The sequence below is a fragment of the Acinetobacter sp. neg1 genome (assembly GCF_000788125.1).
Classification (GTDB): domain Bacteria; phylum Pseudomonadota; class Gammaproteobacteria; order Pseudomonadales; family Moraxellaceae; genus Acinetobacter; species Acinetobacter vivianii.
Map to the genome: position 1 here is coordinate 58,040 of NZ_JSZD01000010.1, position 20,442 is coordinate 78,481.

Below are 20,442 nucleotides of genomic sequence, written 5' to 3' on the forward strand. Positions count from 1 at the left end.
TGTTTTTTTACTGAACCTTAAAAAAACATCAAAATGAAATTATCATAAAATTTCAAGACTTGACCAAAAGTGTACTCGCGAGTACACTTTCCAACACTCAACAACCCTGAATAATGGTTAAGCAAATAATGAGTAGCGCATGCCGTACCTATTGCTTTGTATTGGTTGCTTTTTTTTAGGATTCGGTGCGATTGGACTAATGAATTCCAACGCATCAACTTTAGACCTTTTTAGTGTTCAAGCTTTTTTTGAGCACCGTTCATTTACGCTTAACCATGTGACAATTCTGCTCTCCCGTCTGGGTGGCATGCCTTTTCTATTATTTTTAACGACATTTTTGTGTATTTACCAAATCTGGATTAAAAATTATAGGAATGTGACATTCATCTCTTTAAGTGTGAGCGGCAGTATTGTGATTGGTTGGCTTCTGAAATGGAGCATTGATCGGCCGAGACCAATGGAGTTTTATCACTTGGTTCAAAGTTATGGCGCATCCTTCCCAAGTGCCCATAGCGTTTATGCTGCAACCCTTGCGAGTTTAGCCATGTTGTTATGTCGACAACATAAATATCGCACCAGTGTCATTTTAGTATCTACTTTGTGGTTTATTTTCATGGGGATATCTAGAGTTTATGCGGGGGTTCACTACCCAACTGACGTTCTTGCCGGTTGGGGAATTGGGTTGATTTGGACTGCGTTGCTTTGGTTTGGGCTGTATCAAAGCACTTTCAGCAACAATTTGTTTTTAGATAAAAAATCTAAATTGAGGTGGAATAATGATGTCGGCTAAGCTTTGGGCTCCTGCCCTAACTGCTTGCGCATTAGCAACAAGCATTGCGCTTGTTGGTTGTAGCAAAGATCCTAAAGATGCACAGCAAGCTGCTGCTGCTCAAAAAATGCCACCTCCAGAAGTTGGTGTCATTGTTGCTCAACCACAAAGCGTTGAACAGAATGTCGAACTGTCAGGTCGAACCTCTGCTTATCAAGTTTCAGAAGTTCGTCCGCAAACAGGCGGCGTTATTTTAAAACGATTATTTGCTGAAGGTAGCTACGTTCAGGCTGGTCAAGCACTTTATCAAATTGATGCAAACACCAACCGTGCGACTGCAGACAATGCACGTGCGGCGTTATTACGTCAACAAGCGAATTTAAATGCTTTACGCGTAAAAGAAGGCCGTTATCGTCAACTTGTAGGAACCAATGCAGTTTCTAAACAAGAATACGACGATATCAATGCTCAGGTAAAATTGGCCGAAGCAGATGTAGCAGCATCTCAGGCAGCATTGAAAAATGCTGAGATTACTTTGGGCTACTCAACTGTTCGTGCACCAATTTCTGGTCAGTCTAGCCGTTCTTCGGTGACACCAGGTGCATTGGTAACTGCAAATCAGGCCGATCCATTGGTAACGATTCAACAGCTTGATCCAATCTATGTTGATATCAATCAATCAAGTGCTGAGTTATTGCGTCTTCGTCAACAACTGAGCAAAGGCAGCTTGAATAACAGTAACAATACCCGTGTCAAAATCACGCTTGAAGATGGGTCTGAATACCCTGTAGAAGGCCAGTTGGCATTCTCTGATGCAAGTGTGAATCCAGATACAGGTACTGTGACTTTACGTGCAGTCTTCTCGAATCCAAACCATTTGTTATTACCAGGTATGTATGCAACTGCCAAGATTTCGCAAGGGATTTTGCCAAATGCTTACCTGATTCCACAAGCAGCGGTATCTCGTTTACCAACAGGACAAGCAGTTGCAATGGTTGTAAATGCTAAAGGTGCGATTGAAACCCGTCCGATCACAACTGCTGGTGTGAAAGGTCAAGACTGGATTGTGACAAATGGCCTACAGGCTGGTGATAAAGTTGTTGTTGACGGTGTCGCTAAGGTAAAAGAAGGACAGGAAGTGTCTGTAAAACCTTATCAACCAAAAGCAGCTGAAGGTCAAAATGCAGCGCCAAAAGCAGCTGAACAACAAAAGCAAGCCAACTCACCAAAAGCTGAACAAAAAGCAACTTCAGAAGCTTAAGGGGTAGATTGCATGGCTCAATTCTTTATCCATCGCCCAATTTTCGCTTGGGTGATTGCACTGGTCATTATGTTGGCGGGTATTATCACGCTTACAAAAATGCCAGTTGCACAATATCCGACAATTGCCCCCCCCACGGTAACGATCTCTGCGACTTATCCTGGGGCTTCTGCTCAAACTGTTGAAAATACCGTTACCCAGATCATTGAACAACAAATGAATGGTCTTGATGGTTTACGTTACATTTCATCGAACAGTGCGGGTAATGGTCAAGCATCAATTAACTTGAACTTCGAACAAGGTATCGATCCTGATATCGCACAGGTTCAGGTTCAAAATAAACTACAATCTGCAACAGCACTTTTGCCTGAAGATGTACAACGTCAGGGTGTAAAAGTGACCAAGTCTGGTGCCAGCTTCTTACAGGTTATTGCATTCTATTCTCCAGATAACACGCTTTCTGCCTCTGACATTAAAGACTATGTAAACTCAAACATTTCTGAACCGCTTAGCCGTGTTGCAGGTGTGGGTGAACTTCAAGTCTTTGGTGGCTCATATGCGATGCGTATCTGGTTAGATCCAGCAAAACTCACGAGCTTCAAACTGACACCAACCGATGTTGCAACCGCAATTCGTGCACAAAACTCGCAAGTTGCAGTCGGTCAGCTCGGTGGTGCGCCATCAACAGCTGGTCAAGTGCTGAATGCGACAGTGAATGCACAAAGCATGTTGCAAACACCTGAGCAATTCAAAAACATCTTCCTGAAAAATGCATCAGATGGTGCACAGGTTCGTTTAGGTGATGTTGCGCGTGTAGAACTTGGTTCAGATAACTATCAATTTGATTCGAAGTTCAACGGTAGCCCTGCGGGTGGTGTTGCAATCAAACTTGCAACAGGTGCCAACGCACTTGATACCGCAGCAGCTGTTGAAAAACGTTTATCTGAGTTACGTCATAACTATCCAGCTGGTCTAAAAGACAAACTTGCTTATGACACGACACCATTTATTCGTCTGTCAATTGAGAGTGTTGTACATACACTGATTGAAGCAGTGGTCTTGGTATTCATCGTCATGTTCCTGTTCTTGCAGAACTGGCGCGCAACGATTATTCCAACACTGGCTGTACCTGTAGTTGTACTCGGTACATTTGCAGTCATTAATATTTTCGGTTTCTCGATTAACACCTTGACCATGTTCGCCATGGTACTTGCCATCGGTCTTCTGGTGGATGATGCCATCGTTGTGGTCGAGAACGTTGAACGGGTGATGCAAGAAGAACATCTGGAACCTATTCCTGCGACTGAAAAGTCAATGAGTCAGATTTCTGGTGCTCTGGTGGGTATTACCAGTGTATTAACAGCGGTATTCGTACCAATGGCATTCTTTAGTGGTACGACTGGGGTAATTTACCGTCAGTTCTCTATCACGTTGGTTACGGCGATGATCCTTTCCTTGATCGTAGCATTGACCTTTACCCCTGCCCTGTGTGCGACCCTGTTAAAGCAACATGATCCAAACAAAGAAGAAAGCAATAACATTTTTGCGCGTTTCTTCCGCTGGTTTAACCGTAGCTTCGAAAAAGTTGCAGAGAAATACCAAGGTGGTGTCAATCGCATGACACACCACAAGTTATTCTCTGGGGTACTTTATATTGCGGTGATCGCAGCTTTGGTCGGCATCTACAAAATGTTGCCATCTTCATTCTTGCCAGAAGAAGACCAAGGTGTGGTCATGACTTTAGTTCAGTTACCACCGAGCGCAAGCTTGGAACGTACCGATAAAGTCATTGATACCATGACGGGCTACTTCCTGAATAAAGAAAAAGACAGTGTAGATTCAATCTTTACCGTTGCTGGTTTCTCATTCACGGGAGTGGGTCAAAACGCGGGTCTTGCCTTCATTAAGTTAAAAGACTGGAGCGAGCGTACATCGCCTGAATCACAGATCGGTGCCATTATTCAACGTGGTATGGCATTGAACATGATTGTGAAAGATGCATCGTACATCATGCCATTACAGTTACCGGCAATGCCTGAATTGGGTGTCGCGTCTGGTTTCGATATCCAGTTGAAGGATGTAAGCGGTCAAGGTCATGAGAAACTGATTGCTGCACGTAATGCAGTATTAGGTATGGCATCACAAGACAAACGTCTTGCAGGTGTGCGTCCAAATGGTCAAGAAGATACACCACAGTACCAAATCACGATTGATCAAGCACAAGCTGGTGCAATGGGTATCAGCCTTGCAGATATTAACACGACCATGAGCATGGCTTGGGGTGGTTCATATATCAATGACTTCGTTGACCGTGGTCGTGTGAAGAAAGTTTATGTTCAGGGTGAAGCGAATACTCGCATGATGCCTGAAGATTTAAACAAGTGGTATGTACGTAACAACAAAGGCGAAATGGTTCCATTCTCTGGTTTTGCCAAAGGTGAATGGACCTATGGTTCTCCTCGTCTAGAGCGTTATAACGGCGTATCATCTGTGAATATTCAAGGTACACCGGCACCGGGCGTCAGCTCTGGTGATGCAATGATCGCCATGGAAGAAATTATTGGTAAGTTACCGTCAATGGGCTTAACAGGTTTCGACTATGAATGGAGTGGTTTATCTTTAGAAGAACGTGATTCTGGTAGCCAGACAGCGCCATTATTGGTTCTTTCATTATTGATCGTATTCTTGTGTCTTGCTGCATTATATGAAAGCTGGTCAGTACCTGTGTCTGTGTTACTGGTTGTACCATTAGGTATTGTCGGTGCATTTACATTGACTTGGTTAGGTATGATTATTAAAGGAGATCCAAACTTATCCTTTAACATCTACTTCCAGGTTGCGATTGTTGCGGTAATTGGTCTTTCAGCGAAGAATGCCATTTTGATCGTAGAATTCGCCAAAGAATTGCAAGAACAAGGTGAAGACCTGTTTGAAGCAACCTTACATGCGGCGAAAATGCGTTTACGTCCAATCATCATGACGACCCTTGCTTTCGGTTTTGGTGTATTGCCATTAGCCCTTGCAAGCGGTGCGGGTGCTGGTAGCCAACACTCGGTTGGTTATGGTGTACTGGGTGGTGTAATTTCTTCAACACTTTTAGGTATCTTCTTCATCCCTGTATTCTTCGTGTGGATTCGTAGTATCTTTAAGTACAAACCTAAAACTTTAAATACTCAGGAGCATTGATCGTGATGCAAACTGTATGGTCTATTTCCAGTCGTGGCATTGCAATCTCTGCACTCGCGCTATCTTTGGCTGCCTGCCAAAGCATGCGCGGGCCAGAGCCTGTTGTAAGCTCAGATGTTCCTGAAAGCTTCGCCTCTTATGGCAATGCTTCTGGAAAATCAATCGCTGAACAAGGTTACAAAGATTTCTTTGCTGACCAGCGCTTACTTCAAGTGATTGATATGGCGCTTGCCAATAACCGTGATTTACGTACTGCTACTTTGAATATCCAAAAAGCTCAGCAGCAATACCAGATCTCGGAAAACAACCAGTTGCCAACTATTGGGGCAAGTGGTAGTGCCGTTCGTCAGGTCACCCCTACCCGTGATCCAAACAACCCGTATTCAACCTATCAGGTTGGCTTAGGTCTGACTTCTTATGAGCTAGACTTCTGGGGTCGTGTACGCAGCCTGAAAGATGCAGCACTAGATAGCTATCTCGCGACACAAAGTTCACGTGATGCAACGCAAATCAGCTTAATTGGTCAAGTCACTCAGGCTTGGTTAACTTACTCATTTGCAAGTGCACAACTTAAACTTGCGGATCAGACGCTAAAAGCACAACAAGATTCGTTTAACCTGAACAAAAAACGTTTTGATGTCGGTATTGATAGTGAAATTCCTGTGCGTCAGGCACAGATTTCAGTTGAAACAGCACGTAATGATGTTGCCAACTACAAAACCCAGATTGCTCAGGCACAAAACTTGTTGAACTTACTGGTGGGCCAGCAGGTTCCTCAGAATCTGTTACCGCAACAGCAAGTTGCACGTATCACCAAACAAGGTGTATTAAGCGCTGGTTTACCAAGTGACTTACTGAACAATCGTCCAGATGTCAAAGCATCTGAATACCAGTTAAGTGCTGCGGGTGCGAATATTGGTGCTGCAAAAGCGCAACTGTTCCCAACCATTAGCCTCACTGGTTCTGCGGGTTATGCATCGACTGACTTGAGTGATTTATTCAAATCAGCCAATGGTCTATGGTCAATTGGCCCAAGTCTGAATATCCCGATCTTCGACTGGGGTACACGTAAGGCCAATATCAAAATCTCTGAAACAGATCAGAAAATTGCACTGTCTAACTATGAGAAGTCAGTACAGTCAGCTTTCCGTGAAGTAAATGATGCATTGGCAACACGTGCGAATATTGGTGATCGTTTAACCGCTCAACGCCGTTTGGTTGATGCGACCAATACGACCTATAAACTTTCAAATGCCCGCTTCCGTGCTGGTATTGATAGTTACCTGACTGTGTTAGATGCTCAGCGTTCTGCTTACTCAGCGGAACAAGGTTTGTTGTTATTACAACAGGCTGACCTGAACAATCAGGTTGAACTTTACAAAACGCTTGGTGGCGGCTTAAAAGCATCGACCAGCGAGACTGTAACGCACCAACCTTCAAGCTCAGAACAGCACTACGCAAAATAATTTGATTTTGCAGACAAAAAAGCTCACTTAGGTGAGCTTTTTTATTGCAACAATTGCGAATATTTCTTATCTTCAAAGACTGAAATATTGATGATTTAGAAAAATACTATGTTACTGAGCAGTTTAGAATCTGTACCTGGCCATGAAATTTTACGTCAACTTGATGTGGTTTATGGCAGCACCGTTCGCAGTAAGCATGTCGGACGTGACCTGATGGCAGGTTTAAAAAATATCGTCGGTGGTGAACTGACAGGCTATACCGAGCTACTAGAAGAATCACGCCAAGAAGCGACCCAACGTATGATTGATAAAGCACAAGCTTTAGGTGCCAATGCCATTGTCGGAATTCGTTTCTCGACATCGAATATTGCCCAAGGTGCATCTGAGTTATTCGTTTATGGAACGGCGGTCGTGGTTCAGCCTGTTGCACCTAAACTCCCAGATCCATTCGGTGCATAGGCAATCGTATGGAAGGATTAATTTTTCAGATTGTTCTTTTTCTGATTCTCTTTGCTGTGGGTTGGGGCTTTGGTCGCCATATCGAGCAAAAACACTTACGTGAACTGGATGAGAAAGAACGACAGTTCGCCCATATTCGGATTGATACCAATCGCTTTGTACAAACCAACGCCCCTGGGCAAATGATCAGCAGTAATGTGGTGATCTCTCACGATTATTTTAAATATGTACTGGCATCCATTCGAAACTTCTTTGGGGGTCGTCTGGTCAGCTATGAAAGCGTCGTTGAACGCGCACGCCGTGAAGCGGTAATCCGACTCAAGCAGGAAGCACATGCCATGGGTGCCAAAAAAATTATGGGAGTTCGCCTTAGTACCACAGAATTAGGGATGCAAGGTGGCATGGTTGAAGTGTTTGCTTATGGAACAGCCATCATAGAATAAACCATGCTGTTCTGGAGGTTTACTTCAGTCGCCTATTTGAGAATTATCGTAGTACCCACGCATAAAAAATGCCTCGAATCATGAGGCATTTTTTATAACTTAGATTTTTAAAGTTAATGAAATAAAACGATCGCCTTTTGTAAAGTAAACCAAATGCCTGCCAGCAAAGGTAGACCAACAACCAGCCAAGCCAGTACCACAGTAATTGTCTTGGAAGGTGCATGCGCTACATCATGATTCAGACTTAAATCTTGCGGTAATTTCTCATGTGCCAAAGCCTTCTCAGCAGCCAATTCAGCCTCTGTCATGTATTTATCGTCATCAACTGGTTTGACCATTAAATTGAGTACAAATCCAATGGCTAGCATAGCCGCCAAAATATACATCGTCGTATCATACGATTGCGCTTGAGCTACGCCATGGGCCAGTTGATAATCTCGAATATTGGTAATGAGTAAAGTTCCCAATACACCAGCCACAGACCACGCTGTTAGCAAACGCCCATGAATTGCCCCGACCATTTGTGTACCAAAAATATCCGCCAGATAAGCAGGTACTGTGGCAAATCCTCCGCCATACATTGACAGAATGACGCAGAAAGCTAAAACGAATAAAGGTAGATTTTCCGCATGGGCCAGTTGTGGAATCGAAACGTATAATAAGAAGCCTAAGGCTAAAAAAATGAAATAGGTATTTTTACGACCAATAAAATCCGATGCAGATGCCCAGAAGAAACGCCCACCAATATTAAACAATGACAGTAAACCAGTGAAACCCGCGGCAAAGGTCGCAATCTGCATTTTTTGTTCTGTATTTAATTCATTGATACCGATCTCTAAACCGATCAGACGTCCACCAAACACTTCCTGCAACAACGGAGAAGCCATCGCTAAAATGCCAATACCTGCTGAAACATTTAAGCATAGGACGCCCCAAATCAGCCAAAACTGCTTGGTTTTCCACGCCTTATTTAAATGTACATGACGACTGGTGACCAGAGCATTCGCCTGGGTTGCTGCTGGTTGCCAACCACTTGGTTTCCAGTTTGAAGGCGGAATCCGATAACCGAATGCGCCTCCCATCATAAAAACAAAATAAACAGCAGCCAATACCAGAAAGGTTTGCCATACCCCCACAGAAATATCGGTCGCGAAGAACTTCATCAACTGATCCGCGAGCGGTGCACCAATCATGGCGCCGCCACCAAAGCCCATAATGGCAAGACCTGTTGCTAAACCTCGACGATCTGGGAACCACTTAATCAGAGTAGATACAGGTGAAATATAACCCAGCCCAAGCCCGATCCCTCCTATTCCACCGCCCAGCCACAATAGCCATAACTGATGCGTATATACACCTAGCGCAGCCAAGATCAAGCCACCTGCCCAACAAAATGCTGCAACCACACCCGCCTTACGCGGTCCTGCATGTTCAAGCCAGCCACCAAACAAAAATGCGGATGAACCTAAAAATACAAAAAATAAGGTGTACATGATGCTTAGGGTAGATACGCTCCAGTCACAGGTCGTGGTGAACAGTTGTTCAAGCAAACCTATATTTTTACATTCAATCGGCGCATCTATTCCCAGAGCTTTGGACAAGGGTAACCAGAATACGGAAAAACCATATGCCATACCAATACTGAGATGAATTGCCAGTGCGGCAGGAGGAAGAAGCCAACGATTATAGCCCGCGTGGGCAATCGTCCGCTCCTTGGCCAAAAGTGAAAGTTGTCGTTCCATGTACAGTCTCCATGCCTTCACGGTTAAAGAGAGGCAAGCTTTTTTTCGTTTTCGTTCCGGCAGCGGTTAAAGCTTATTCTTAAGCTCTGTACGATGTCGTTATGTTTGAGTAAAGATCAACCTACCGATTGTGCATAACATCTATGACTTTGATCAAACAGCTTTTACCAATAAAAAATAAAGAAATAATTTAATAATTTTAAAAAATCCTGTGTCATGCACAGGATTTTTTGCTCTACTCTGCAAAAATTGCTTGCCAATAGTGATAAGTTTTTTCTTCGCCATTTTCTAGCTTAAATTCATACGACATCTGACGCGTTTCAGCAATTTCAAATTCAACAGGATGTTTGAATAAACCGCCCGCATAAGCAAAGCTATGATATTCGCCATTTTCACCACAGACATCCACGCCCACTGGCATACGCTCAATCAAAGCTGCATCAATATCCTGCCCGATAAAGGATTCATCAAGTTTGCTGGCATCCGTCACAATGATTTTGGTTTTAATCCCTGAATCTAAAAAATCCTGCATCACCTCAGCCGAATTAAGATTCCATATCGGCTCAACCACTTCAATACCTAAAGGATGCAAACGATCTTCACGATATTGCCGTACATCGCTTAAGTAAATATCGCCAAAGATAAAATGTTCAACTCCTTGTCCTTTAAAGTGATTGGCAGCATCCAGCATGCGTTGTTCATATACAGGAAGGTTCTTTGGTAAAAACACAGGATAGAGCGGAATACCAATACTTTCAGCCTGCTTTTCTAGCAGCTGATGTGGAATCGCATGCATCGAAGATAACTCGGTTTCTTCATTCACGGTGGTCAATAAGGCGATGACCTCAAACTCATTTTGCTGTAAGACCTTATACAAGGCCAAAGAAGAGTCTTTACCACCGCTCCAGTTAAAAACAGCTTTTTTACGGCGATCTTCTGTCATTTCACTCTACCTTTCGCGTCTATCAGTCAGACCCAGTTCTTCATTATTTCAGGCAACTACATAATACTTGCGACATATAAAAGCAACAATAAAGTTAAGCTGGCAAACACCCACATCACATGAGGCAAAATTTTTGGTTTCTTTTTAATCATAATTGGCAAGGCAACCAGACTAGCTAAAAAACTGATCGGTGCAGTTAACATAAAAATGAAGATTGCGGCATAGCCACTCCCCCCTTCAAAATCCGCCATATTAAACGTGAATAACCAGCTCAATCCTCCACCCATAACAATGCTGGCTGGTAACGCAAGTACCACATAGCCAACACTAGAGGCAATGGATACTCGAGAACCAGATACTGAATCGGACAAATTTTGGCTATCCTGCATTGCAGTTCCCTTTTAAAGCAGCCATTTTCACACTCATTTCACTTTCATTTTACGAATCATTTTATAGAGCAAACTTGGCGATAAACGAGAAACCAGCACGCCCAGTTGTTCTTTTTTTCCACCAACCACGATGTACTGATCCCCTGCCATCAATGACTCCACCACACGCTCGGCAAATACATCGGCATCTAAACCATTTTCAATTGCTTCGTCTTGATGGCCTTGCGGCTTACCTTCGCCATTTAATGCATTGAATGAGACGTTGGTTTTCACAAAACCCGGAAAGACTACTGAAACTTCCACACCATCATTCGATACTTCAGCACGTAAGCTATTCGCCCACATGTGAATAGCTGCTTTGGCTGCTGAATAGGTCGCGCGATATTGAGTACCGAGTAAGCCTGCAACACTGGATACAAACACCACACGGCCTGATTTTTGTTTCAGAAAAGTCGGCAATACCGTCTTGGTAAAGAACACTTGCGAAAAGTAATCAACTTCCATAATGGCGCGTTCAGTATGCATAGTCGTGTCCTGAATCAAGGCGCGTTGACTCAATCCTGCATTATTGATCAGCCAGTCAATCCGCCCTTTACTTGCCAGAACCTGTTCATGCGCATGGCGTACCTGAGCTTCATCGGTAATATCAGCAGCAATTGAAAGATGCTGTTCTGGCTTGAGTAAGCCCACGCGTACCGCTTCCAGCTCATCGTAACGGCGTGAAGTCAAAACCACCTGTGCACCTTGTAATGCACATTCACGTGCCAGTGCTTTGCCTAAACCCGAAGAAGCACCCGTAATCCAGACCACTTTATTTTCAAGACTTTTCAGTTTTGCCATTTTTATATCCTGCCTATGCTGAATGGCGCATAAATTTGAGGAAGTAATCCACATACGTTGCAGCCAGTTGCTGATCAATCTGGGTACTTAATTTTTCCAAACGTTTATATCCCAGATGCGTGGTCATATTGATCACGCCATTTAAAGTTTTATCCACCACAAAATTGAACTTTAAACATTTTTTCGGTTCACGAATCAAGTGATCCACACCCGTATCAATTACTTCGGTGAGTAATTTAAGCGAATTTGAAATTTCATTGTGATCGCCATTTGCCAGTTTCTGGCTAGATGCCTTGACCTGTTCTGCCAACGGTTGCTTGACAGGATAAGTCATATAAATGGTTTCATCTTCGATCTGTAAGGTTTTTGAAAGATATTCAACCAGAGGAATTAAACGATCATTGCCAAAAAATGAAATCGACCACGGCATATATTTACGAATCGCTTCCAGAATTTGCTGAATCACTTTTTCGGATTCACCTGTTTGCGAATATTGTTTATTTTCTTGTAATAGAACGATAAAAACCTGTTCAACGACTTCACAAGCCATTTCGGATAAGACACTCCCTAAAGCGCTAGCCTGACTTTCTTTATTTCCTTGTAATAATTGCGTTCGAATATGCGCAAACCTTGCGTAAGTGTCCGCATGAATATTTAAAAAAACGGCGGTGTTCATTCTAATAACCCTAATTGTTAGATTCCATAAAAAAGAGCTTGTTAAACAAGCCCTTTTATCAAATCTATTTTTCTATCATTTTTGGCGTTGTACCCGCCGAATTTATCACACTCTATTCTGTATCAACATGCATAAATGCTAAAAAATGGTTCACACAATCAGTTGCAGCATTGCTATCAACCTGATTGCTCATTTTTTCCAGACGTTTATAACTGAGATGGGCGGTCATATTAATCACGCCATTCAGGGTTTTATCCACCACCATATTAAAGTTGAGGCATTTTTTCGGTTCGCGGATCAGATTGGTTACGCCTAAATCGACAATCTGGATCAGGGTCTGGAAGACATCCACCATGTCACTAATTTCATTATTCTTGAGTTTTGTGACCAAAGCATGTGCCTGTTGTACCAAATGCCGATCGATCGGATAAGACACATAAACCTGCTCGTCGTGATACTTGATCATATTGGAAAAATAATTAGCAAAGGGACATAAGCGTTCATTACCAAATAAAGCAATCGACCAAGGCATATATTTACGTACAGCACCAATGATCTGCTGGATGACTTTTTCAGATTCAGCCGTATATTTTTGCGTGATCTGTGTCGGCTGGCGATTCTGGATGAGTAAGACTGAAAAAACTTGCTCAACAATATCACAGGCAATTTCAGATAGGACCTCACCCAGCATTCGTGCCTGACTTTCCGTTGTCCCCGCATTCAGTTGCTGGCGAATCGTTTCAAACTGTCCATGCGTAACTTCATTAATCTTCAATAGAATTGAATAACTCATGACCATCATCCCTTTTTAGTTTTCGCATTTTTATATTGTTGTTTTATGCAGCAATATCTTTTAGTTATGTGATGCATTACACATAAATTTAATCTTATTTGTTTAAAAATCCAACGCCTTTCATCGGTTTTATAAGAAAAAATCAAAGCTTATAAGTGCCTTATCAGGATTCAGCCCATCTTGCATCAATTAGGGGCATCATCCGTAAAAAAGCCGAATTCCTCCTCAAATAACAACTGGAATAAACCGTAATTGATACATTATTTGAGCGGCTTTACTGAATCAGCGATGGCATGTTGAAAGACCTACAGAAGCGAGGATTTTTTGCTACAATAGATACAATTTTTTATTCAATTTTAATCTTCTGTACTATGACTGACGCTCAATCTGCTCAAAATATTGCAACCACTTACGATCCAACCGAGATCGAAAAGAAGTGGTATCAAATCTGGGAACAACAAGGTTACTTCAAGCCATCAGGTCAAGGTGAATCATTCTGTATCATGATTCCGCCGCCGAACGTCACGGGTAGCTTGCACATGGGTCATGGCTTTAACAATGCCATCATGGATGCCCTCACCCGCTACAACCGTATGATGGGTAAAAATACCCTATGGCAACCTGGTACTGACCACGCAGGTATTGCAACGCAGATGGTGGTAGAACGTCAGTTGGGTGCGCAAAACATCAGCCGTCATGACTTGGGCCGTGAAAAGTTCATCGAAAAAATCTGGGAATGGAAAGAACAATCAGGCGGTACGATTACGCGTCAGATTCGTCGTCTAGGCTCGTCTGTAGACTGGTCACGCGAACGTTTCACGATGGACGAAGGTTTATCGAATGCGGTGAAAGAAGTTTTCGTAAAACTGCATGAAGATGGCTTAATTTACCGTGGTAAACGTCTGGTTAACTGGGATCCGAAACTACAAACTGCCCTGTCTGACCTCGAAGTTGAGTCTGATAAAGAAGAAGCAGGTTCGTTGTGGCACTTCAAATATTTCTTTGAAGACAAATCACTCCGTACCCACGATGGTAAAGATCACATCGTTGTGGCAACTACACGTCCTGAAACATTATTGGGTGATACTGCCGTTGCGGTTGCACTGGATGATGAACGCTATTCACATCTTGTGGGTCAGAACATTATCCTGCCAATTACAGGCCGTGCCGTTCCAATCGTTAAAGATGAATATGTTGATAAAGAGTTTGGTACGGGCTGTGTAAAAATCACGCCTGCACACGACTTCAATGACTATGAAGTGGGTAAGCGTTGTGAATTACCAATCATCAATATCTTCAATAAAAATGCAGAAGTTTTGGCTGAGTTTGAATACATTGCCAAAGCAGGCGAACAGATTTCTAAAACGATTGCTGCACCAGCAGACTATATCGGTTTAGAACGTTTTGAAGCGCGTAAGAAACTGGTTGAACAAGCAGAAGCTGAAGGCTGGTTAGACCAGATCCAACCTTATACCTTGAAACCACCTCGCGGTGACCGTTCTGGTGTAATCATTGAGCCATTATTAACGGACCAATGGTATGTGAAAATTGCGCCATTGGCAGAGCCTGCAATCGAAGCAGTGAAAGATGGTCGTATCAAGTTCGTTCCAGAGCAATACAGCAACATGTACATGGCATGGATGAACAACATTCAGGACTGGTGTATTTCACGTCAGTTGTGGTGGGGTCACCGTATTCCAGCTTGGTACGATGCTGAAGGCAATGTATATGTGGGTCGTGACGAGGCAGAAGTACGTGCCAAAAATAATATCCCAGCGGATACTGCACTGAACCAAGATGAAGATGTATTGGATACATGGTTCTCATCTGCGCTCTGGACATTCTCAACCTTAGGTTGGACGGGTGATGCAGAGAAAGATGCTGCCAATGATTTCCTCAAAACCTTCCACCCGACTGATGTTTTGGTGACGGGTTTTGACATCATCTTCTTCTGGGTTGCGCGTATGATCATGATGACCCTGCACTTCATGAAAAATGAAGATGGTTCATCACAGATTCCATTCAAGACTGTTTACGTTCACGGCTTGGTACGTGATGGTGAAGGTCAGAAGATGTCTAAGTCTAAAGGTAACGTGCTTGACCCACTCGACCTGATTGACGGTATCGATCTTGAAAGCCTTGTTGCAAAACGTACAACAGGTTTGATGAATCCGAAACAAGCAGCGAAGATTGAGAAATCAACGCGTAAAGAATTCCCGGAAGGTATTCAGGCTTACGGTACAGATGCAGTTCGTTTCACCTTCTGTGCGCTTGCTAACACGGGTCGTGACATCAAATTCGATATGAAGCGTGTTGAAGGTTACCGTAACTTCTGTAACAAGATCTGGAACGCGACCCGTTTCGTGTTGATGAATGTTGAAGGTCAAACTGTTGGTCAAGAAGCACGTCCTGATCTTTGGGAACTGCCTGAACAATGGATCATGAGCCGTCTGCAAAAAGCAGAAGCTGCGGTACACCAAGCATTCGCGACCTATCGTTTAGACCTTGCTGCGCAAGCGATCTATGACTTTATCTGGAATGAATACTGTGACTGGTACGTTGAGTTAACTAAACCAGTTCTGAACGATGCCAATGTATCAGAAGAGCGTAAAGCCGAAGTTCGCCGTGTATTACTTGCGGTGATGGAAGCATCTTTACGTTTGGCACATCCATTGATGCCGTATTTGACGGAAGAAATCTGGCAAACGCTTGCGCCGATGTTAGGCAAAGGCGGTGCAACGATTATGACTGCGCAATACCCTGTTCCTGATCAAGCAAAAGTGAATGATCAAGCTGAAGCAGATATGCAGTGGTTACAAGGCCTGATTGGTGCGGTACGTAATATCCGTGGTGAAATGGGCTTAGGTAATGCGCGTTTATTGCCTGTGTTGCTGCAAAACACTTCTGATGCTGAACGTGAGCAAATCACGCGTATCGAAGCATTGTTTAAAGCATTGGCGAAAGTTGAAAGTATTACTTTCTTGGCACAAGGCGAAGAACCACCGCTTTCTTCTTCAAGTGTTGTAGGCCATGCCTCTGTATTTGTACCAATGAAAGGCTTGATTGATCCTAAAGCTGAATTGGGTCGTTTGCAGAAGGACTTGGATAAGGTTCAAAAGCAGCATGACCAAATTGCCAATAAGCTTTCAAATGAAGGTTTTGTTGCTAAAGCACCAGCAGCGGTTGTTGAAGGTGAAAAAGTGAAATTGGCTGAGTTTGCTGATCAGCTAGCGAAGATTAAGCAAAGTATGGAACAGATTGCTGCGCTTTAAGCACTAGTTTGATGTAAAAAATCCCCTCAATTGAGGGGATTTTTTATAAAAAGCTCTCTAACTCTTCAAGCCACTCGGGTTTATGTACTTTTTCGTATGAACAATATAAGTCACAAACTAATTCTTTATTTTTATCAACAAAATTAAATATTTCATTTTTAAAATTCGCAGGATTTCCCTCTAATTCAAAATCTCTTTTTGGATAAATTATGGAAGTATCCCCCTTGATAAAACTATATTTTTGCTGATCATCAAACTCAAAGTTATTGAAGATTTTTTTAATATTATCATCACCAACCATTTCAACTGCTTGACTCAATGCTTTATAAAAAGTAGAAGCATTTAGGCATTCCTCAATTTCAGTTGGTGATCGGTTAGGATTTTCTAAACGACTTAATTCTATTTTATTTCTATTAAATTGCAATCGTCTAATAACCAGATCTTTTTTCTTTGTTTCAGATACAAAATTATCCTCTAAAGGTAATGCCTGAAAATCAGTATCTACCAAACATATAACTTTAGAGCTAATCTCTCTTAATTCATTTTTTTGTGATAGTGGTGCAAATAAATAATTATAAAGATTCAGAACAATTCCACACCCACCTACAGGCAGAACAATTAAATCCTTAGCTTTATCTACCGAAAGATAGTTCAAAATATATTTTTTATCTTCCTCACCTTCAACAATCAACCAATTTTTTTTATGAAGCCTTAATGAACTGACAATAGATGAAACTAAATCAAAAAAACTTTTAAAGTGAATATCATCAGGATGACTTCCATTTTCCTGAAAATAGTTTTTGAAAGAATATTGTGAGATATTAGCAGCATTATTTTTTTCATGTATATGAAATAGATTACCTTTATCTAAAATAGGTAATGCTCCATACCAATGAGTACTCACCAGCATTTGCACATTAAATTTTTTTGCTAACTCATGCAATCTACTAAATTGCCCATAACACATAGAAATATGCAACGATGCTTCAGGTTCATCAATCGCAAGAATTATATTTTGAGTTTTATCTCTATCTTGCGTCAGAAAAGCATATGCTATATCAATTAGTGCTTTTTTTCTTTCCCCTGCTGATAAATGTTCGATCGGCTTTCTATCTATTTTCAACCTTCTCTTATCAAAAAAAGTTTCAATAATAATATCTGTCAAATGATTTGCAGTAAGATTAGACTTGGATTTATATTCTCGAGCAAAAGAATAATCATTATCAATTTTTTTAATTGTTTCTTGAACTTCTCCTACAAACTTTTCTAAATCTGAATTCAATAGATCTAAAATACTTTTGTTAACTGTTCTTTCGGCTTGTATTTGTAGTTTAGAAGTAAGAGTCTGTTCAATTCTTTTTTTTACATTTTCACTCATTAACTCCTGCATACCTTTCGACTCAAGTCGTAAAAAATCATTCAATGAGGTTTCCACAGGTATATACTGAAACGAATAATTTTTAATGAGATCTGCTTTTAGAGCCAAAAATGCTCTAGCTAATTCTCTATCACTTAAAATCTGAGCTTCTTTAAGACCCTTCTTAATATAATTATCGAATGTAAAAAAAATACTATTACTATCTTTTTCAGGAAACGGGAAAAAAGCATACGTAACAAAATAATGACTTTCTCTATATCTTAAAAAGCTGTCTCTTTGATCAAAGTAACTATTGTAAGAGTTATAATTAGCCGATTTTGTTTGATCAAGAGTGAATAATAAATCACTTATTATAGGAATTATTTTTTGAACATTTTTATCAAATTTATTAAGATCTTCCTTCTTTATTAAAAAAGAAGGTGCAACAAAAGCTTCACTCTTTTTTTCCGAAAAATGTACAATAAATTCTCCGCTATTAAAAAAACAGTCTAACGACTCTAAGATAGAACTTTTCCCTGCGCCATTTTGTCCAATGAATAAGTTAAAATTCTCTAAATCACTCAAACCAAATGGAATATATCTAGCACCTTTATAAATTTTAAAATGCCTTAAAAAAACGCCTACTAGCACAAAAACCCCACCGTTAAAAATAAAATATAGTTACTATATAATTTATATCAAATTTTTTTAAAATATCCAATCCAATTTCTTTAGTTAAAATTAATTATTTTCATGCCAATCTAAGCCTCCAGCAAAATAAAGCTTTTCACTGCACGATATGTAATTACTATCTATTATTACCACAATCATATCTTTGCCCCCCTTTTTTACTTACAAGGAAAATACCTAGTCAGCAATTTCATTTTTATCGTAAAAACACTTATATGGCCCCATGACCCAACAACATTTCCACTCCACTCACCCTTTTCATATGTTTTAAACGCTCTTTTTCCCACTTCAACTGCTGCTTTAACTCAACACAATCCGCATCTATGGCTTTATACACATCACCAATATGCACATGCTCGGCTTTGACTTTCTTCGCCAACTGAAAAGAATCCAAAATCTCGTCAATCTGACTTTCAAGCTGCTGACTTTGTGCATCCAAAGCCAGTTTATAAAACTTCACTTGCTCTGCTGATAACTCTTTCGCCCCGACACCTTTGTTCTGTTCCAACTGTAATTGAAGCTTGAGCAAATAAAATAAATCCTGCTGTTCATAGGCCTGACTCGCCTGTTGGAACAACTCGGTTTTTTCTTCTTTCTTGCTCTCGTCTTGCTCACGGTCGGGGTGAATCATGGCAGCAATTTTTAAATAAACCGTTTTCAGCGATTGCGCTGCCATTTGCTCAGCTTGCTCACGTTTCTGCTGCTGTCGAAGTTGTTTGGCTTGTTCACGGGCTTGTTGCTGCTCGGCAGCGTACTGCTCAAAGTCATCTTGTTCTAATGCTTCACTTTGCTCAGAATTTTCATCTTGTTCAAATCTTATTGGATGTACTTTTTTATTCTTTTTAGCCGATTGCTGAGCATGTTGCTGATAAAAAGTATCAATCTGCTTGACTAACGTTAACTGTTCATCCTTCAACATCTTGGAACGTTTTAAGTATTGAGCAAGCTGGGCAATTTTTTCATCGAGTTGCAGCATATCGGCTTTGGAAAACTCATGCTGTTGTAATAGCGTCCAAAGTTGATTCATCTGCTGAAACAGGATTTCATGCAGTTCACTATACACAGGCATCAGCTTTTGCCATGTGTGTTGTTGAATCTCGGCTTGGGCATTTTGCCATGTGGCAAGGCTGATTTTTTGCTGTTCTATTTGATCAATCAGACGATTTAGCTTTTTCTGCTGTGCAGAAGGTTCAGCCCTTTGTTTTAAACTGACTTTAAGATCAAAAGACATCACAATTCCGCCTGAAATAGAAAAAGTGTAGCAATAATCAGACGGCGAAAGTAGCGCGCTCGAACATAATCAGCTCTATAAAGAATAAAGCCGCTCAATGGAGCGGCTTATTCAATCAGATTAACGGATTACTGTGCGGTATAACCACCATCCATCACTACAGCCTGCCCTGTAATTCCTGCGCCTTTGCTGCTGGCAAGGAAAATCGCATAATCAGCAATTTCCTCCACGCTGAGTAAACGCTTCTGTGGCACCATCGCTAAAATTACATCTTCCAAAGCACTTTCCAGACTCACATTTCGGGTTTTCGCTAAGTCCGCAATTTGCCCACGTACCAACGGTGTATCGACATAACCTGGGCATAATGCATTTACGGTAATCCCGTCACGCGCACATTCCAAAGCTGCCACTTTAGTCAAACCAATCACCCCATGCTTGGCGCTGTTATAACCCGCCTTACCCGCAAACCCAATCAAGCCATTGATCGAAGACATATTGATAATCCGGCCATATTTTTGTGCTTTCATAATCGGAAATGCATGCTTAATCCCGATAAATGAACCTGTCAGCATCACCTGAACCAGTTTCTGATAAATATCCGTTGAGAAATCTTCAATTGCCGCAACATGCTGAAAACCCGCATTATTGATCAGGATATCCAGACGACCGAAGCTTTGCAGGGTCAAATCAATTGCCGCTTTATACGCCTGTTCATCGGTCACATCACATGGCGCAGATAAGGCTTCAAAACCTTGCTGTTTTAACTGCTCCACCGCTTGCTGACATTTCTCTGCATTGACATCAGAAATCACCACTTTCGCGCCTTCCTGAGCAAATTTTTTCGCAATTTCTAAACCAATGCCACTGGCTGAACCAGTAATAAATGCCACTTTGGCTTCGAGTTGTTGAGTCACGGTACTACTCC

Annotated in this window: 16 protein-coding genes; 7 read left to right on the top strand and 9 right to left on the bottom strand. The window is 41.6% G+C overall.

Annotated features, from left to right (window positions below; all coding sequences use genetic code 11):
- Positions 1-139 precede the first annotated feature (139 nt).
- The 6 genes from PJ15_RS07980 to PJ15_RS08005 all read left to right on the top strand — a co-directional run bounded on the left by PJ15_RS07980 (position 140) and on the right by PJ15_RS08005 (position 7,584).
- Entirely contained in the window at positions 140-790 is a 651-nt protein-coding gene (locus PJ15_RS07980; RefSeq protein WP_004775212.1) for a phosphatase PAP2 family protein, read from the top strand.
- A complete protein-coding gene (locus tag PJ15_RS07985) occupies positions 777-2,030 on the top strand; it encodes an efflux RND transporter periplasmic adaptor subunit (RefSeq protein WP_047429598.1) in 1,254 nt (417 codons plus the stop codon). The genes PJ15_RS07980 and PJ15_RS07985 overlap by 14 nt, the downstream gene beginning before the upstream one ends.
- A gap of 12 nt (positions 2,031-2,042) precedes the next feature.
- Complete coding sequence (locus PJ15_RS07990) at positions 2,043-5,216, top strand: efflux RND transporter permease subunit (RefSeq protein ID WP_047429600.1); 3,174 nt, start codon at positions 2,043-2,045, stop codon at positions 5,214-5,216.
- 5 nt (positions 5,217-5,221) lie between these two features.
- On the top strand, positions 5,222-6,682 hold the full coding sequence (gene adeK / locus PJ15_RS07995) for a multidrug efflux RND transporter AdeIJK outer membrane channel subunit AdeK (protein ID WP_004775217.1): 1,461 nt from the start codon (positions 5,222-5,224) through the stop codon (positions 6,680-6,682).
- A gap of 108 nt (positions 6,683-6,790) precedes the next feature.
- Positions 6,791-7,141 carry a YbjQ family protein gene (locus tag PJ15_RS08000; RefSeq protein WP_004775220.1) on the top strand — a complete coding sequence of 117 codons (351 nt, stop codon included), beginning with the start codon at positions 6,791-6,793 and terminating at the stop codon, positions 7,139-7,141.
- Between the two features lie 8 nt (positions 7,142-7,149).
- Complete coding sequence (locus PJ15_RS08005; RefSeq protein ID WP_047429603.1) at positions 7,150-7,584, top strand: YbjQ family protein; 435 nt, start codon at positions 7,150-7,152, stop codon at positions 7,582-7,584.
- Positions 7,585-7,697: 113 nt separating this feature from the next.
- Here PJ15_RS08005 and PJ15_RS08010 read toward each other — a convergent pair whose 3' ends face one another.
- The 6 genes from PJ15_RS08010 to PJ15_RS08035 all read right to left on the bottom strand — a co-directional run bounded on the left by PJ15_RS08010 (position 7,698) and on the right by PJ15_RS08035 (position 12,967).
- Positions 7,698-9,326, bottom strand: a complete 1,629-nt coding sequence (locus PJ15_RS08010; protein WP_047429604.1) for an OFA family MFS transporter — start codon at positions 9,324-9,326, stop codon at positions 7,698-7,700.
- Positions 9,327-9,561: 235 nt separating this feature from the next.
- Positions 9,562-10,269, bottom strand: a complete 708-nt coding sequence (locus tag PJ15_RS08015; protein ID WP_047429606.1) for a diphthine--ammonia ligase — start codon at positions 10,267-10,269, stop codon at positions 9,562-9,564.
- Positions 10,270-10,325: 56 nt separating this feature from the next.
- Positions 10,326-10,658: a hypothetical protein gene (locus PJ15_RS08020; RefSeq protein WP_047429607.1), complete on the bottom strand. Its 333-nt coding sequence runs from the start codon at positions 10,656-10,658 to the stop codon at positions 10,326-10,328.
- A 33-nt stretch (positions 10,659-10,691) separates the two neighbouring features.
- A complete protein-coding gene (locus PJ15_RS08025) occupies positions 10,692-11,498 on the bottom strand; it encodes an SDR family NAD(P)-dependent oxidoreductase (RefSeq protein WP_047429609.1) in 807 nt (268 codons plus the stop codon).
- A 13-nt stretch (positions 11,499-11,511) separates the two neighbouring features.
- Positions 11,512-12,174: a hypothetical protein gene (locus PJ15_RS08030; RefSeq protein ID WP_004775229.1), complete on the bottom strand. Its 663-nt coding sequence runs from the start codon at positions 12,172-12,174 to the stop codon at positions 11,512-11,514.
- Between the two features lie 112 nt (positions 12,175-12,286).
- A complete protein-coding gene (locus PJ15_RS08035; protein ID WP_047429614.1) occupies positions 12,287-12,967 on the bottom strand; it encodes a hypothetical protein in 681 nt (226 codons plus the stop codon).
- A 371-nt stretch (positions 12,968-13,338) separates the two neighbouring features.
- On the opposite strand from PJ15_RS08035, the gene PJ15_RS08040 reads away from it, so the two are divergent.
- Positions 13,339-16,239, top strand: a complete 2,901-nt coding sequence (locus PJ15_RS08040) for a valine--tRNA ligase (RefSeq protein WP_004775233.1) — start codon at positions 13,339-13,341, stop codon at positions 16,237-16,239.
- Between the two features lie 43 nt (positions 16,240-16,282).
- Here PJ15_RS08040 and PJ15_RS08045 read toward each other — a convergent pair whose 3' ends face one another.
- From PJ15_RS08045 to PJ15_RS08055, 3 genes are all read right to left on the bottom strand, one after another.
- Positions 16,283-18,247: an AAA family ATPase gene (locus tag PJ15_RS08045; protein ID WP_047429617.1), complete on the bottom strand. Its 1,965-nt coding sequence runs from the start codon at positions 18,245-18,247 to the stop codon at positions 16,283-16,285.
- 250 nt (positions 18,248-18,497) lie between these two features.
- Positions 18,498-19,517, bottom strand: coding sequence for a molecular chaperone DnaJ (locus PJ15_RS08050; RefSeq protein WP_047429618.1), 1,020 nt, complete (start codon positions 19,515-19,517; stop codon positions 18,498-18,500).
- A 128-nt stretch (positions 19,518-19,645) separates the two neighbouring features.
- Positions 19,646-20,431 carry a 3-hydroxybutyrate dehydrogenase gene (locus PJ15_RS08055; RefSeq protein WP_047429622.1) on the bottom strand — a complete coding sequence of 262 codons (786 nt, stop codon included), beginning with the start codon at positions 20,429-20,431 and terminating at the stop codon, positions 19,646-19,648.
- Positions 20,432-20,442: the final 11 nt, after the last annotated feature.